Annotated in this window: 13 protein-coding genes; 6 read left to right on the top strand and 7 right to left on the bottom strand. The window is 43.0% G+C overall.

Going from position 1 to position 16,470, the window contains the following annotated elements; all coding sequences use genetic code 11:
* The 6 genes from rpsU to LX73_RS09890 all read right to left on the bottom strand — a co-directional run bounded on the left by rpsU (position 1) and on the right by LX73_RS09890 (position 5,946).
* Entirely contained in the window at positions 1-195 is a 195-nt protein-coding gene (rpsU, locus tag LX73_RS09865; RefSeq protein ID WP_148899336.1) for a 30S ribosomal protein S21, read from the bottom strand.
* 228 nt (positions 196-423) lie between these two features.
* On the bottom strand, positions 424-942 hold the full coding sequence (locus LX73_RS09870; RefSeq protein ID WP_148899337.1) for a hypothetical protein: 519 nt from the start codon (positions 940-942) through the stop codon (positions 424-426).
* 387 nt (positions 943-1,329) lie between these two features.
* The gene (locus LX73_RS09875; protein ID WP_148899338.1) at positions 1,330-2,172 is read right to left on the bottom strand and encodes a TIGR02757 family protein; all 843 of its coding nucleotides are present in this window, start codon (positions 2,170-2,172) and stop codon (positions 1,330-1,332) included.
* A gap of 89 nt (positions 2,173-2,261) precedes the next feature.
* Positions 2,262-3,356, bottom strand: coding sequence for an A/G-specific adenine glycosylase (gene mutY / locus LX73_RS09880; RefSeq protein ID WP_148899339.1), 1,095 nt, complete (start codon positions 3,354-3,356; stop codon positions 2,262-2,264).
* A gap of 45 nt (positions 3,357-3,401) precedes the next feature.
* Entirely contained in the window at positions 3,402-4,955 is a 1,554-nt protein-coding gene (locus LX73_RS09885; RefSeq protein WP_148899340.1) for a putative Ig domain-containing protein, read from the bottom strand.
* A gap of 16 nt (positions 4,956-4,971) precedes the next feature.
* Positions 4,972-5,946: an NAD-dependent epimerase/dehydratase family protein gene (locus LX73_RS09890; RefSeq protein ID WP_148899341.1), complete on the bottom strand. Its 975-nt coding sequence runs from the start codon at positions 5,944-5,946 to the stop codon at positions 4,972-4,974.
* A 117-nt stretch (positions 5,947-6,063) separates the two neighbouring features.
* Between LX73_RS09890 and LX73_RS09895 the strand changes: the two genes are divergently transcribed.
* The 6 genes from LX73_RS09895 (at position 6,064) to LX73_RS09920 (ending at position 15,084) form a co-directional block, all read left to right on the top strand.
* Entirely contained in the window at positions 6,064-7,218 is a 1,155-nt protein-coding gene (locus LX73_RS09895; protein WP_148899342.1) for a glycosyltransferase family 4 protein, read from the top strand.
* Positions 7,219-7,234: 16 nt separating this feature from the next.
* Positions 7,235-8,374, top strand: coding sequence for a glycosyltransferase family 4 protein (locus LX73_RS09900; protein WP_246138225.1), 1,140 nt, complete (start codon positions 7,235-7,237; stop codon positions 8,372-8,374).
* 90 nt (positions 8,375-8,464) lie between these two features.
* Entirely contained in the window at positions 8,465-9,709 is a 1,245-nt protein-coding gene (locus LX73_RS09905; RefSeq protein ID WP_148899343.1) for an aminotransferase class I/II-fold pyridoxal phosphate-dependent enzyme, read from the top strand.
* Positions 9,710-9,712: 3 nt separating this feature from the next.
* Positions 9,713-10,846: a GNAT family N-acetyltransferase gene (locus LX73_RS09910; protein ID WP_148899344.1), complete on the top strand. Its 1,134-nt coding sequence runs from the start codon at positions 9,713-9,715 to the stop codon at positions 10,844-10,846.
* 168 nt (positions 10,847-11,014) lie between these two features.
* Positions 11,015-12,409: a class II fumarate hydratase gene (locus LX73_RS09915; RefSeq protein ID WP_148899345.1), complete on the top strand. Its 1,395-nt coding sequence runs from the start codon at positions 11,015-11,017 to the stop codon at positions 12,407-12,409.
* A 233-nt stretch (positions 12,410-12,642) separates the two neighbouring features.
* Positions 12,643-15,084, top strand: a complete 2,442-nt coding sequence (locus tag LX73_RS09920) for an alpha-ketoacid dehydrogenase subunit alpha/beta (protein ID WP_148899346.1) — start codon at positions 12,643-12,645, stop codon at positions 15,082-15,084.
* Between the two features lie 58 nt (positions 15,085-15,142).
* Here LX73_RS09920 and LX73_RS09925 read toward each other — a convergent pair whose 3' ends face one another.
* Positions 15,143-16,426 (bottom strand): DUF58 domain-containing protein, encoded by a 1,284-nt coding sequence (locus LX73_RS09925; protein WP_246138226.1) that lies wholly within the window; start codon positions 16,424-16,426, stop codon positions 15,143-15,145.
* Positions 16,427-16,470: the final 44 nt, after the last annotated feature.

Consider the following 16,470-nt stretch of genomic DNA (forward strand, 5'->3'; position numbering starts at 1 on the left):
TTAAAACTGGTGACGACTGCGACGCTTCTGTTCACGAATACTTTTCTTAAGCGCTTCTCGTCGTTCTTTTGAAGGCTTAGTATATTGCTGATTCTCTTTGTATTCATTGAGAATGCGCGAACGTGCAACCAGTTTTTTGAACCGGTTAACGGCTCGGTCTATGCTTTCGTTGTCTTTTACTTTAACTCCAACCATATATTGCAAATTGTTTTCCTTTCAATTTCTTGGACGCAAAATATAATAATCTTTTTGGAAAGGTACACATCTTAATAAAAAAGATTAACACTTAATGTTTGGGTTTCCCTTTTACGAGAAGTTGACTAAGAGTTCTTTGTGTTCAGGGTATCAGATAGGAGACTACTAAGATGAAAGCAATACAGATGATTTAATAAACGCATAAAGCACTAAAAGTTGAACCAGACTCTAAAAAATTACATTAATTCCTATCCCAAGCTCAAAACCGGCTGCTGAATAGAAAAAGGTATCGTCCCGTTCAACTTTAACAGTATTTGAGGAGTCATTAGTGGGTTCAACAGATGTGATGGTTGATTTTTCGCCATTAATGATTCGATAGCCGGATCGTACGAAAATGGAACTAAATCGTAAGAAATCCCAATCAAGCTCAATAAATGGTTTGAACTGATTTCCTCTTGATGTAAAATTAACATCTCCTACCTGAGGACCGGATCCTTTTTTCTCTGCATCCACATCAAGAAGGTCTATTTTGCTAAAACTTACACCAAACTTGAAATTTAGAGAATTAGGCTCTGCTAAAATGTAGGCCAAACTGCCTCCAAATGAGCCGCTCGCTACTTTTCCATAGCCGATAAGTAAATGTAAACCCAATTCAACAGGGACTCTATCATAATCAGAAACCATCCACCGCAAGCCAACAGCTTGTACATTTCGCTCTGAGGCTTCCTGTACCTTTAGCTTTGGCATATAGATAGTCTGAATACCAACCTTAGATTTAACCGACTGCGCTTGAACGCTTATACTGATTAGGAATATGCAAAAAAGAAGTAATGAGCGAGTTTTAGACATTGAGTATCAAAAAATTTGTTATGGATCTGATAATGCCTGGTCAGCATCTTACATAATCAAAGCCTATAAGTTGATCTGAAGATTGAATAGAGCCATACCCAACTTGTTATCCATAGGATTAAATCGAAGTAAGTATCCAGAATTTGCCACTAGAATAAACGAATCAAATAGCTGAAATGAAACGTCAATTCCCATTCGAGGTTCCAGCATAACCCCTTCAATCCCCGCCACAGATTTTATAAAAGAAGCATCAAATGAGTATTAATAGTGAGCTGACGTAAAATTTTAGTTTAATACTTCTGGGTTTAACACAAACTCTTCTGGCAGCCCATCTTCATCTACCCCCAAGCCAAATAGGGCATAGTCATATTTGGCAGGATCTTGAGGATCGAGCAGTTGTAATGCTTCTGTTAGTTCTTCTACCGCCCACCAGTCGTTATAGGTTCTCGTTAATAGCCCAAGTGCTCGAGCTTGCCGAGCTACATGCACGTCCAAGGGGATATATAGTTCTGAGGGAGGCATAAAGTCCATAATCCCCAAGTCAACACAACTTTTGTTGCGCACGGCCCACCGTAAAAATAGATACAACCGTTTACATGCACTTTTTTTATCGGCACTGGATACGTGCTTGCGCGTACGTTGTGGAGCTTCGGGACGTTGTCTAAAAAACTGTTCATGGAAAACTGACATTAGTGGCCGTTCATTTTTAGATGCTCGTTTGTAACAGAAAGACCAAAAGTCTTCAAACGAATTATAATCCAAAAGAATGGACTGTAATATTTTAACCAGCCATTCCATGTCCACCGGTTTAAAGGTACGGTGTTTGAATCCTTCGAAGTGTTGGGCATCGCGATCAGTAAAGTTGGCGATGAATTCGGTAGGTTGGTTACCCATCCGGTTCAAAAAATCCCGCACTTTACGGATGACCACGTCGCGGCGCCCCCAAGCCATGGTGGCAGCAAAGAATCCGGCTAGCAGCTGATCTTCTTTATTTTGGAACGCATGCATGAACAGCACTGGGTCGTCATCAATATATTCTGGTTGTTCAACACGCTCCACCCATTTATTTAAGAAGGGTTTGAGTTCTTTTATTTGTAGTTCAGAACGTTTGCTAAGCTCTTGGCTCATTGATCAATATTAATTTGAATACCTATCATCTTGATTGTGAACGTTTGACAGATGCTGAGACGAATTCAGTATGACATTGGAGTTGGTATTCAAATCTCCAGCTCCTGTTGTCCTTTATCTAAATTCATCAGTTTTTCAGTAAGCTTACGATTGGCTTTTGGAAAGGGATAATCTTCGAGCTCATCTATGGTTATCCACCGGATCTCTTGGCTGGTATTTGGCTGTGGAGTTCCCGCTTCAATTTCACACAGGTAAGCATGCATGGTAATTTTGAAATGCGAATACGCATGATCGAGCTTCATAAACGGTTTTGAAATTGAAACATCAACGTCCAGCTCTTCCCGAAGCTCTCGTATTACTGTATCCTCCATTTTTTCATTCTCTTCCTGTTTGCCTCCCGGGAATTCCCACATGCCCCCCAGCATGGCATCATCGGGTCGGAGGGCAATAAGTACTTCCTCATTGTTATTCATGATAATTCCCACACCTATCTGATGGTGCGGACGCTTTTTAGCTGGTGATTTATATGGGATGTCTTCTGTTTTTACCGTTTTATGAGCTACGCAATTTGCCTGCAGGGGACATTTCTCACACTCTGGATTCGAGGGGGTGCAAACCATGGCGCCAAGTTCCATTACCGCTTGGTTGAAATCACCGGGGCGCTCTTCTGAGATCAAATCATCTGCATAATCCTGGATGGTATTTTTTGTTTTAGTACTCCGAACATCATCTTCAATGCCGAAGTATCGGCTCAGCACGCGAATTACATTGCCATCAACCACAGCGTGCTTTTTTTGGTAAGCGATACTCAGCACGGCCGAAGCGGTATAAGGGCCTACGCCCTTGAGTTCATTAATTTCTTCCCAGGTGTTGGGTACTTTGCCATCAAACTCCTCAACTACCAGTTTAGAGGCCGCATGAAGGTGGCGTGCCCGACTGTAATACCCAAGCCCTTCCCATACCTTAAGCACGTCTTGTTGGTCAGCTTTGGCCAGATCGTGAACAGTGGGGAAGCGATCCATAAAGCGTTTAAAATAGGGGGTAGCCTGATCGACGCGTGTTTGCTGGAGCATAATTTCAGAAATCCAGATTTTGTAAGGATCTCCGCAGTCGCGCCAAGGCATGTCGCGCTTATTATTGTCGTACCAAGCCAATAAATGATTTCGAAAATCAGTGTCAGTCAATGAGTTGTAAGGTTCAACGGATTAAAAAGAGTAGCAGAAACAAAGTTAATTACCGGTATCGCCGGGACGAACCGCTTCGATGACTTTAACAGTGATGTCTTTGGAGGCAGCAGCTCCATATTGATCAGTAGCAATAATCCGAAATTGATTTTTACCAACTTGACGAGCGGTAGGTGTCCATTTAAATACACCGGTAGTTTCGTCAATTGATGCTCCCTGCGGCATGTTTACACCCAAAAAGCGAATTAGGTTACCGTCCATACCGTCGGGATCAGTAGCCGAAATAGGCAGCGAAAATTCTTCACCTACCGGAATGCTGACGGTCCGAACGGGTGCAAACCGCGGCGGAGCATTATATGAGCTAACATCAATATTAAAAGTCGTACTGTCGGTTTTGCCGCTGCTCGTAGTAGCAATTAACTTTACGTGATGCTGGCCAATGTCATCTGCAGTGGGTTGCCAGTAGAAACTAAGCCCACGCACTTCTGCATTGTTAATGTCTGGTGACTGGTAGGTAATTTTTAAATTTTTGACTGAAATATTGTTCTCAAATTTAATCGGCAACAACAGCGGTTTCGAATTGGGTACCGTTTGGTCGCTTATTTTTTTCAGTGATAAAGGCCCCTGTTGTTTAGTGGATTGTCCGGGTTCCGAAGCCGCTTTACTGACACTTCGAATTTTGCTTATTTGATTATATTCACACAGCCAGAGCGTTCCTTTTGTAACCGTAAAATAGTTGCCTGCTTCTTGATTATCCTTCCAAATGCTAAGCTTTTGATTCTTATAGGAAGTCCAAAGCCTGCCCGACTGACCTCTGATAATCATCCAGTCATTCCAGGATGCTATTTTTGTTGTCCCTTCACCGATTGTCCCCACTGTAGATAAATTTCCGGCGTTGTCGATTTCATAAATGTTACCATCGGAATTTGATCCATAGAGTGAAGAGTTGACCAAGTAAATATGGTCAAGTGATTTAGACAGCTTAAATTCGTTAACTATTTCAATTGCTTTATCCTCTTTTGGATCCTTGAACTTATAGAGCTTGTTTCCCCGTGCAAGGGCAAAAAGCTGCTTGCCGGATACTTCAAGATCAATAATTTTCTCATCGTTTAGCCTCGAACGGGATATATATTGTACTGTTGAATCAACTGAAGAAGCACTGCGCAGTGATATTTTACCCAGCCCTTTTTGGCCCATTGCTACATATAAATCCTGACCTATTCGTTTTACATCCATAGGATTTGCAGGCAGTAAGGTAGCGGAATAGACTCCCAGTAATGAAGTGGGTTCGAGAACGGTCAATCGCCGATTACTGCCAAAGATATAGGCAAATCGAATATCAGCGGAAACTGTGTTGCCGCGCTTTTGCATACCCGTTGAAGTATAAAGCCACTGCAGGCTGTCTTGATGTGCGCGAAAAACGGCCATACCCTTACTTTTTGATAGAGCATAAAAGTGAGCGGGGGAACTGCTAATTGTAACCACCGATGGAATTTGCATCGTGTAGGAATAATCCTTTTGCAGGGTGGGTTGTGCGGTAGCTTGGGTAACTATTCCCGTAATTGTACTGATAAGTATTATGGCGATAAAATTTCTCATAATTCTTTTCTATGATTTACAACCAGTGATGTCGTTGATACCAGTGAATAGTTCGTGAAATACCCTCGTTTAGGGAGTATTGTGCGTTAAATCCCAATTCTTTTTCGGCTTTTTGGGCGGAGCAGGTCCATTCAAGCACTAACTCCTTAGCCTTGTCACGATTTAAAACGGGATAAATCCCAAAAAATGATGCAGTTTTTTCTATTGTTCCTGCTATTTTCTTTACGGTCGAAGGTTTAACATAAATGGGGATATTTTTTTTACCCAGAACTTTGGTCGTGGTTCCACGAATCTGATTCCAGGTATAGATCTGGGGACCAGTTATAAAATAGGTCTTAATTTCTTTTGGTTGATATTCGGCTGCTTTTAGAATGCCATTTACGACATCAGCCACATACACCATTGAGATGCGTGGGCGGTGTCCATTACCGATGATGGGGCATATGCGGTTATTCATCATTTTGAAAAATGAATAGATCTGATCTTCGCGCGGACCATAAACTGCAGGGGGGCGAAGAATGGTGATAGAGATCTCATTGTTGCCAATATCATGAACAATTTCCTCCATCTGTTTCTTTGATTTGCCATACATGCTTACAGGATTCATGGGCTGATCTTCGGTTACCGGCCCGTTTTGGCTGGGTCCTGCAGCTGCCAGTGAAGAGAGCACTATAAACTTGTTAACTCCCTGCTTTTGAGCAATACGCAGCAGATTTTCAGTTCCTTGTACATTGGTATGGGCTAGCTGATCGTATGAAGGCGCTTTTACACGGCCGGCAAGATGAAATATTACATCCGCATTTTTAACGGCTTTTTTTAGCATATTTAGGTCATCCAGGTCACCGTTTACGCGCACAAAATTTTTGTTTTTCAGCCATTTTTCGTTGTTGCGAATCATGCATCGGACTTCGGTATATTTATCCGATTCAATTAGCTGGTCCACCAAATGGCTGCCAATAAAACCTGTCCCACCAGTTACAAAGGCTTTCATCAAATTTTGTATATTTGGAAACTTAAATAGTTAGTGATTATGTATTGCAAAGCTAGGTTATTAAGCAATTTTATATCACAGCTAAGATACAAATATCAATGATGCATTGGAAAATTTATGAGTGATCTTCGAGTAGCAATTTTTACCGGAAATTATAATCATATTCAGGATGGGGTATCACTTACACTAAATAGGCTGGTAGCTTATTTAGAGGAGCAGGATATTCCTGTACTAGTATTCGGCCCTACCGTTGATGAGCCTGAGATTGATCATGAGGGAGAGTTTGTGTCTGTGCCGTCGGTACCAATGCCCGGCCGACAGGAATATCGCATCACTGTCGGATTTCCTGATGCGGCCCAACGCCGACTTCATGAGTTCGAACCTACACTTATCCATCTGGCCACGCCTGATTTGTTGGGTTTTCGAGCTATGCGATGGGCACAGGGCAACGATATTCAAATCGTTTCATCTTATCATACCCATTTTACCAGCTATCTGAAGTATTACAACCTTGGCATGCTTAAAATGTTGGGCTGGAAATATCTGGAGTGGTTTTACAGCCAGTGTAAACATATTTATGTGCCTTCACCGTCAATGGCTAATGAGCTTAACGAAGAAGGTATTGACGAGGGCATTCGTATTTGGGCGCGTGGTGTTAATACCGATCAGTTTTCACCTGATTTTCGTGATATGGAGTGGCGCCGGTCGGTGGGGTTTGACGATGATGATCGAGTCGTGACATTTGTGTCGCGATTGGTATGGGAGAAAAACTTACAGACTTTTGTGGATACAGTTAAGAAGCTTCAACAAACACATCAAAATATTAAGCCGATGATTGTGGGTGATGGTCCGGCCTTAAAGGAGTTGGAACATATGTTGACTGATGCCCACTTTACCGGTTTTATTACCGGTGATGAGTTGAGCCGTGCATATGCCAGCAGTGATGTGTTCCTGTTTCCATCTGAGACAGAAACATTTGGCAATGTAACACTTGAGGCAATGTCGAGTGGCTTGCCCTGTGTGGTCGCTGACGCAACGGGCAGCCGGTCATTAGTGGAGTCGGGCGTCAATGGATTTTTGGCACCGCCCAGAGATACCGAAGTCTTTGCAGAATGTATAGAAAAGATTGTTGAAGATGATGAGCTGGCTACAGAAATGGGAGAAGCAGCGCGCCAAAAAGCACTAGCTTATTCGTGGGACAATGTAAACGGCAAGCTGTTGGATAATTATCGCGAAGCTCTGGACGAGCCACGGCCAGCACTTAAATTTTAGTCTTAAAAAGCATATTGTGCGTATACTTTACGTCTCGCATACACATCCGCCCGAAGGAAAGATCCTGGAAAATGTAGGCGGAATGCAACGAGTAAGCCAGCAACTTATTAAAGAGCTGAAGCACCAAGAGTCAGTTCGTGTTTTTACAGAAACCATTAATGTTTCTGAAGAAGGGAAGATTGCTTTTAACACCGCCTCATTTTTATTCAGGCAGATATTTCGGCTTCCACATAAAATTGAGGAATACAATGCTGATGTGGTATTGTTCTCTTCGATGGTAACGGCTAGTATATCTTACTTTATCAAACACAAGGTTTCGGTGCCGATGGTGACTATAAATCACGGCCGGGATGTTACGCTACCCGTAAAATTATATCAGTGGTTTGTACCCAAGATATTTGAGAGCCTGGATGGGGTCATCTCGGTATCAAGGGCTACACGTGAGGAATGTATCAAACGTGGGATGTCGCCCGATAAGGGCGTTGCGCTGGCTAATGGTTTTGATATGGCAGCGTTAAATAATTTTCCCGATAAGGCAGAATCCCGCCGGCGTTTACAACAAAATTTTCGTATCCCGCTTGATAATCATTTTATGTTACTTACCGTAGGACGAAAAGTAAAGCGTAAAGGGCATGAATGGTTTATCCGGGAGGTTATGTCAAAGCTTGATGACCGCATTATTTATGTGACTGTGGGTGACGGCCCCGAATTTGAAAGTATTGAAGAATTGGCGGAACAGGTTCCATATAGCGACCGCATATTTTTGCTGGGACGCCAGCCCGATGAAGTATTAAAACAGGCCTATGCTGCTGCTGATCTTTTTGTGATGCCCAATATCCCCGTTGAAGGAGATATGGAAGGTTTTGGCATTGTGCTGTTGGAGGCCAATATGGCACGGACACCGGCTGTAGCATCAGATCTTGAAGGTATTAAAGATGTTATATCGCAGGGCCAAAACGGGTATCGGGTTCCTACACTTGATGCGGAGCAATTTGCAGTAAAAGTACGAAGTATGCTGGAGGGACAATTGGAACATTTTTCTCGTCAAACACGTACCTATGTACAAGAACAGTTTAGTTGGTCTCATGTGGCCCAAGAATACGTCGATTTTTTAGAAACTGTAGTACAAAACCACCATAGCAGGCATATCAATTAATATTATCTTATTCATAATTTGATTGATGTTTAATATGGAAGTATATTTACAATGATAAGCACTCTCCAAAAAAGCCGAAAATAAGAGCGAATGGCCGAATCCAATTCTGATGTAAGAACAAAAGATATTTTCTCCAAGGCTTACGATTTCACCAAAGCGGATGAAATCAAAGATCGGGGGCTTTATCCTTACTTTAAACCTCTGCAGGCCACGGATGGAACTACCGTTCAGATTGATGAACGTGAAGTAATTATGGCTGGCTCCAATAACTATCTGGGGTTAACCAATGACCCTCGTGTTATTGAAGCGGCACGTGAGGTTCTTAAATCTTATGGAACGGGTTGCACCGGATCGCGTTATTTAAATGGCACGTTGGATCTGCATCTCGAACTTGAAGAGAAGCTTGCAGACTTTATGCGCAAAGATTCATGCGTGCTTTTTAGTACCGGTTATCAAACCAACGAGGGTGCTATACAAACAATTGCCGGTCGCCGTGACGTTATTTTTTCAGATAAAGATAATCATGCTTGTATTGTTACGGGCACGCTTGTTTCTAATGCCAAGACCATGCGATATCAGCATAACAATATGGAACAGCTGGAAAAGTTGTTAAATCGTGCTGATGAAAAAGCAGGCAAGATTATTGTCAGTGACGGCGTTTTCTCAATGTCAGGGACCATTGCCAAAGTTCCTAAACTAGTAGAACTAAAGAAGAAGTTTGATACTCGCCTTTATCTTGATGATGCTCATGCCATTGGGGTAGTGGGTGAAGGCGGTCGGGGATCGGCTTCTACGCATGGTCTGATGGACGAGGTTGATCTGATTAGCGGAACATTTTCTAAGTCATTTGCATCCCTCGGTGGCTTTTTGGTGGGTGATGAAGAAGTAATTGAGTTTATTCGGCACAATTCTCCTGCGCACATTTTTAGTGCATCTATGCCACCTGCTAATGTGGCTACGGTACTAAAAGCGCTTGAGATCTTGCAGGATGAGACCTGGAGACTCGAGCGGCTGGAAGAAATTTCTGATTATATGCGTAATTCTCTCAAAGATATGGGATTCAATGTTTGGAGTTCCCAAACACCTATTATTCCAGTTGTTATTGGTGAAATGATGGAGTGTTTCGAATTTTGGAAAGGGCTCTTTGAGGCGGGAGTTTACGTAAATGCAGTAGTACCGCCGGGAGTCCCCGAGGGACAGTCGCTTGTTCGAACCAGCTATATGGCCACGCACACCGAAGACCATCTCAATCGCATTTTAGAAGCTTTCCGCAAAGTGGGGATTGAACAGGGTATCATCGATCAAAACGGTCATTCACTACTCGGGGACAATTAGACTGTGGCACATTCTCATCGTACTAATGGAATTACACTTGCAACTTCTAAGGAAGAGCGCAAGCAGTTTATCGACTTTCCCTATCAGCACTATGCTGAAGATGAGTACTGGGTAGCTCCACTTAAGATGGAGCAGAAAAAACTTATTGATGAAGAAAAAAACCCTTTTTATGAAAATGGCGAAATTGCCCTTTTCCTTGCTGAACAAAATGGTGAGATATGTGGTCGCATAGCAGCTATTTGTGATCACCGCTACAATAATCATCATGACAGTAATACTGGTTTCTTTGGATTTTTTGAGTGTATTGATGATCAGTCAGTGGCAGACTTGTTATTTAAAGTAGCCGGAGATTGGCTTCGTGAGCAGGGGTATACCGATATCTTGGGGCCGGCTAATCCCAGTATGATGGATGAGATAGGTATTTTGGTGGATGGATTTGAGTACTATCCCAGTATTATGATGCCTTACCATAAACCATATTACAATAAGCTCATTAAAAATGCCGGTCTTGCCAAAGAAATGGATATGTATGCTTTTAGGGCCACACAGGAAAATGTTAAGTTGGATCGTATGTACCGGGCCGAAGAAATCGTGCGCCGTCGCCTGCCGCTTCTTGAAATTAGAGAAATCGATTTAAGTCAGATTGACCAGGAAGTCGAAATTGTACGACGAATTTTTAACGAAGCCTGGTCGGGGAATTGGGGATTTATTCCTCTTACGAAAGAAGAGTTGGCCGACCTGGCCCAAGACTTAAAACTTATTTTAGCTACAAAGGTAGCACATATTGCCGAGGTAGATGGAGAGCCAGTTGCCTTTTCTATTGCACTTCCCGACTTAAACCAAGCGCTCCGGCATATGGATGGTACGCTCTTTCCGACGGGTATTTTTAAACTGTTATGGCACCGGCGAAATATTGATCAGATTCGTACAGCTTTGATGGGCGTTTTACCTAAATATCAGGGTAAGGGTATAGATGCACTTCTTCACAAAGAGGCCATTGTTAACGGTAGAGAGGTTGGATACCATTCATCAGAGCTGAGCTGGGTTTTAGAATCCAATAAAGCAATGATACAGGTTGCCGAAAAAATTGGTGCTCATATTGAAAAGACCTACCGGATGTACAGTAGTGAGCTTTAAAGTTTACTGTTTAAGAAGATTGTTATTCAACTTCGGTAAGGTTCTTGATGGTAATAAGCCAATTTTTATACTCCGAAATTTATCAAAAATTTTGTACTTTCAACCTGCTTGATGAGCACCTATTATCATTAAGTATGATGAACAAATTTTGACTTAAATTTTGGATGTATGAGCGATTACCGTGTTGAAGAAGATTCAATGGGTGAAATTAATGTTCCCAAAGATGCTTATTATGGCGCACAAACCCAGCGAGCGATAGATAACTTTCCTGTAAGTGATATTCGATTCAGCCGAAATTTCATTGAAGCCTTGGGTATGGTTAAAGAGCATGCCGCTAAGGTCAATGCCGCTCTTGGCGAAGTTGATGAAGGGATAGCCAACGCTATAAAGCAGGCTGCGCAAGAGGTATCTGAAGGTGCATTTGATAAAGATTTTGCTATCGACATTTTCCAGACGGGTTCCGGTACTTCCACCAATATGAATGCTAACGAGATTATTGCTCGTCGTGCCAATGAGATAAAAGATGATGATGTAGAGGTCGATATTCATCCTAATGATCATGTCAATTATGGGCAGAGTTCTAATGATGTAATTCCGACGTCTATTCGTTTATCAGCAGTATTAGCTGTAAAAAATACTCTCATACCTGCACTTAAAGAACTTAAAGAAGAATTTCAGGCAAAAGGCAACGAATTTTCCGATGTAGCGAAAACAGGTCGTACCCACCTGATGGATGCGATGCCGGTAACCATCAAGCAGGAGTTTGATGGTTATTCTCGTCAGCTGCAGTTGAACATTGAACGACTGGAGTCGGCGCTGGAACGGATGACAGAACTTCCGCAGGGTGGTACCGCGGTAGGAACAGGCTTAAACACAAATCCGAAGTTTGGAGCCGAGATGGCGGCATCATTGTCAGAAGAAACGGGTATTGATTTTAGTGAAGCTGAAGATCACTTTGAGGCACAGGCAACAGTTGACGCCCCGGTAGAACTGAGTGGTCAGCTCAAAACCATTGCAGTGGGACTTATGAAAATGGGTAACGATCTGCGATGGATGAACTCCGGTCCCAATAGTGGCATTGGCGAAATTAAACTCGAAGCGCTACAGCCGGGCTCATCAATTATGCCGGGCAAGATAAATCCAGTGATTGAAGAGTCAATAACTATGGTTTGTGCTCAGGTTATTGGTAATGATTCGGCCATTACTGTAGCGGGACAGTCCGGTAATTTTGAGCTTAACGTAATGCTGCCGGTAGTGGCACATAATCTGTTGGAATCTATTACTATACTGGGAAATGCCGTCGCTAATTTTGCTCGAAAATCGGTTTCTCGACTAACTGTTAATAAAGACAAGGTAGCTGATATGGTGGGACGAAATCCGGTATTAGTTACCGCATTGAATCCGCTTATCGGGTATGATAAAGCTTCCAAAATAGCTAAAAAGGCATTTAAAGAGGAGCGTCCTGTGAAAGAAGTCGCTCGTGAGATGACAGATTTGAGCGATGAAGAATTGGATGAAGCACTAGATCCCATTAAGATGACGAAGGGCGGTTTTATGGAATAAGAGTGGAAGGCTTTGTAAAACTATAATACTATCCCGACTCCCGTCAGGTGGAGAAAGATCTTAAATTGCAGTACTATTTTTGATCAGATTAATAAAGCAACGAACTGTGATTATGTTTAAGGTTCTTCGTCGCTTTTTCCTCGGAATAAAATAGCCAACGTTAGTTCAAATTTTTAAAAACAATTTTAGTACTTGCTGCTGTATTAGTCAGCGGCGCTAATTCAACGGATATTATGGCACCTACAAAAACAAAAGAAAGCACACAGTCTGAGGCTGAAATTGATATTGAAAATCGCAAGGAAGAAATTCTCCAAGATTATAAACTGGCGGTAAAGAGCCGTGAAGTTTCCTATATCGGTCGCAAAGAAACGCTTACCGGAAAGGCCAAGTTCGGTATTTTTGGAGACGGTAAGGAGCTTCCCCAGATTGCCATGGCCAAGTATTTTAAGAACGGTGATTTCCGTGCTGGATATTACCGTGATCAGACTTTCATGATGGCTATTGATCAAGTAACTATACAGCAATTTTTTGCTCAGCTGTATGCACATGCTAATATCGAAGAAGAACCGAATTCCGGCGGTCGCCAAATGAATGCCCACTTTAGCACACGAAGCCTCAATGATGATGGCAGTTGGAAGGATCTGACAGAGATGAAAAATACGTCTCCCGATATTTCCCCCACCGCCGGACAGATGTCACGCCTGCTTGGATTAGCACAAGCTTCACAGATTTATCGTAATCACGATGAGCTGTTGGACAAAGAAGAATTTCAAAAGTTTTCAGATGACGGTAGTGAAATTGCGTGGGGCACAATTGGTGATGCCAGTACTTCGGAAGGGGTCTTTTGGGAAACTATCAATGCTGCCGGTGTGCTGCAGGTCCCGATGGTACTTTCTGTATGGGATGACGGCTATGGCATTTCAGTACCGCGCAAATACCAGACCACCAAAGAAAGTATTTCTGATGTTCTGGCTGGTTTTCAGCGTACTGAAGATCAAGAGGGACTGGAAATTCTGACCGTTAATGCTTGGGATTATCCTGCGCTAATGAAGACCTATGAAGAAGCTGCTGCTATTGCACGGGAAGAACATGTTCCGGTGCTTATTCATGTAAAAGAAGTTACGCAGCCACAGGGGCATTCTACCTCAGGTTCGCATGAGCGATATAAGTCGGATGAACGCCTGGAGTGGGAAGAAGAATTCTGCTGTATCAACAAAACGCGTCAGTGGTTGATCGACGAAGATATTGCTACTGCTGATGAAATTGAAGAGATCGAAGAGGCTGCCAAATCAGAGGTAAAAGATGCTCAGAAAGCAGCATGGAAATCCTTTAAGGGAGAGCTCAAAGAAGAGCTCAAAACAGCTACTGCACTTATAGATGATTTATCTTCAGAAAGTTCGCACGCTGATGCGCTTAAAGAGGTTAAAAAGGAGATGAAGGCACCGATGGTTCCGTTGCGCAAATATATTGTTTCAGGAGTGCGTAAAGCCCTTCGCATTGTCCGTGATGAGCAGCTGGAAAGCAAGAATAAGCTAAAGCAGTGGCTGGATGAAAGTAATCAGGCAAATGAAGAGCGGTACGATACGCATTTGTATAGTGAAACAGCAGATTCACCGCTTAATGTAGAAGAAGTGACACCTACTTATTCGGATGATCCCGAAGAAGTAGATGGACGTGTTGTATTGCGTGATAATTTTGATAAGCTCTTTGAACAATATCCTGAGACGCTCGTTTTTGGTGAGGACACCGGTAAGCTGGGTGATGTAAATAAAGGACTTGAAAATATGCAGGATAAATATGGCGAACTGCGTGTCCGCGATACCGGCATTCGTGAGGCTACTATTTTAGGACAGGGCATTGGGATGGCGCTGCGCGGACTCCGACCCATTGCCGAAATTCAGTATCTCGATTATCTGCTGTACTGTTTTCAGGGATTAAGTGATGACCTTGCCACTGTTCGCTACCGCAGCATGGGCGGACAGAAGGCACCGCTGATTGTCCGTACGCGGGGGCATCGTCTTGAGGGAATATGGCACACCGGTTCTCCCATGGGTATGATTATCAACGGAGTTCGGGGGCTACATGTGTGCGTGCCCCGCAATCTTACGGAAGCGGCAGGCATGTACAATACGCTGTTGCAGGGTGATGATCCTGCACTGATGATTGAACCGCTCAATGCGTATCGCCTGAAGGAAAAAATGCCGGATAATCTGGGTGAATTTACGGTGCCGCTCGGTATTCCCAATATTGTTTCAGAAGGTAGTGATATTACTATTGTTTCTTATGGATCTACTTGTAACATTTGTGAATCGGTACTTCCGGAACTTGAAGAAGTTGGCATTTCTGCTGAGCTTATTGACGTGCGTACATTGTTGCCGTTCGATCGCAACCAAGATATTGTAGCATCGCTCGAAAAAACGAATCGCATTTTGTTTGTGGATGAGGATGTGCCGGGCGGCGCGTCGGCCTATATGATGAACAAAGTACTTCAGGAGCAGAAAGGGTATTATTATCTGGATTCTGAACCTCAATGTCTCACCGCTAAAGCACATCGTGGAGCATATGGTTCTGATGGTGATTACTTTTCCAAGCCTAATGAAGAGGATATCTTTGAGGCGATATATGCGCTTATGAGTGAGGCTAATCCGGCCCAATATCCACCGATTTATGAATAATTATACTTCGTCGGCCGACTGAAGGGGATGAGAGTAGAGAAGGGAAACTCTTCCTCCTCTAAATTAATCCCCGTGCCTTAAGCTCCAGGTACTTATTAATGGTATTGACCGAAAGGTCTTGTGGTCGTGTGAGGATCGTTTGAATGCCATGCTGATTTAAGATGCGCACGATGCTTCTTTTTTCAAAGGCAAACTTTTCAGCCATAGTTTTTATATAAATATCCTCCTCATCCTCTGGAGTACTATCAAGCAGATCATCCAGCTCAGTATTAATAAAAAAGATATTCACCAGTAAATGCTTAGAAGCAATATGTTTTAGCACAGGCAGTTTGCGCTTCATGCTGCTGAGCGTCTGGAAGTTAGTGTACAGCAGTATCAGGCTGCGCTGGTGGACCTTATTATGCAGAAAGGTAAGGAGCCGGTTAAAATCCGATTCCATGAAATTAGTTTCTACATTGTAAAGGGCCTCCTGGATGCGGTAGATGTGGCTCCGTTTCTTTTGGGCAGGCACAATCATATTTTCGTGGTCGCCAAAAGTAACAAAGCCCGCCTTATCATGTTTGGTGAGTGCAATATTCGAGATCGCCAGACTACTGTTAATTGCATAGTCCAGCAGGCTTAATCCCTCAAAGGGCATCTTCATAACACGTCCGGTATCAATGACGCTGTATATTTGCTGCGATCGTTCATCCCGATACTGGTTTACCATCAAATCATTAGCGCGTGCCGTGGCCTTCCAGTTGATAGAACGCACATCATCACCGCGCACATATTCTCTGATTTGATCGAACTCCATAGTGTGACCAATACGCCTGATTTTCTTGATGCCCACATCCTGCAGTTGATCCGAGATAGCTTTTAGTTCCAGCTGACGCATTTGAATGAAAGATGGATAGACCGGCACACTTTGTTCTTCATTAAAACGGAGTCGGCGTTCAACAAGTCCCAATGGTGATGAGGCATACACATTTAAAGCACCGAAGCTATATTCACCGCGTTGGGTAGGTGTTAACTCATAACTTATTTCAGTAGATTTGTGGGCATCAGCTTTGAAGTCGAAGTGATGATTGCGCCGCTGAAATTGAAACGGAAGCTCATCGATAATTGTAAATGAGGCATGAAACGGATAGACGTGGGACAGTGTAATCGAAATGTGATTTGGATCCCCGTTGGAGAGTCGTTTTGGTAAGTTTCTACCTGCTTGTACCGGTTGGTTATATCGAAAGAGCATCAGGCTGTCAATGACGATGCATATACCCATAGCCAGCAACAGCATTTTTGCTGCAGCATAGAGCAGGGGGTAAAAATAGCCAAGTATAAAAATACCGGCTATAACGGCCAACAGGGTAAAGAGTCGGTCTTTTAGGTAGATATTTCGGAGGAAAC

This window comes from Fodinibius salinus, from assembly GCF_008124865.1.
Classification (GTDB): Bacteria; Bacteroidota; Rhodothermia; order Balneolales; family Balneolaceae; genus Fodinibius; species Fodinibius salinus.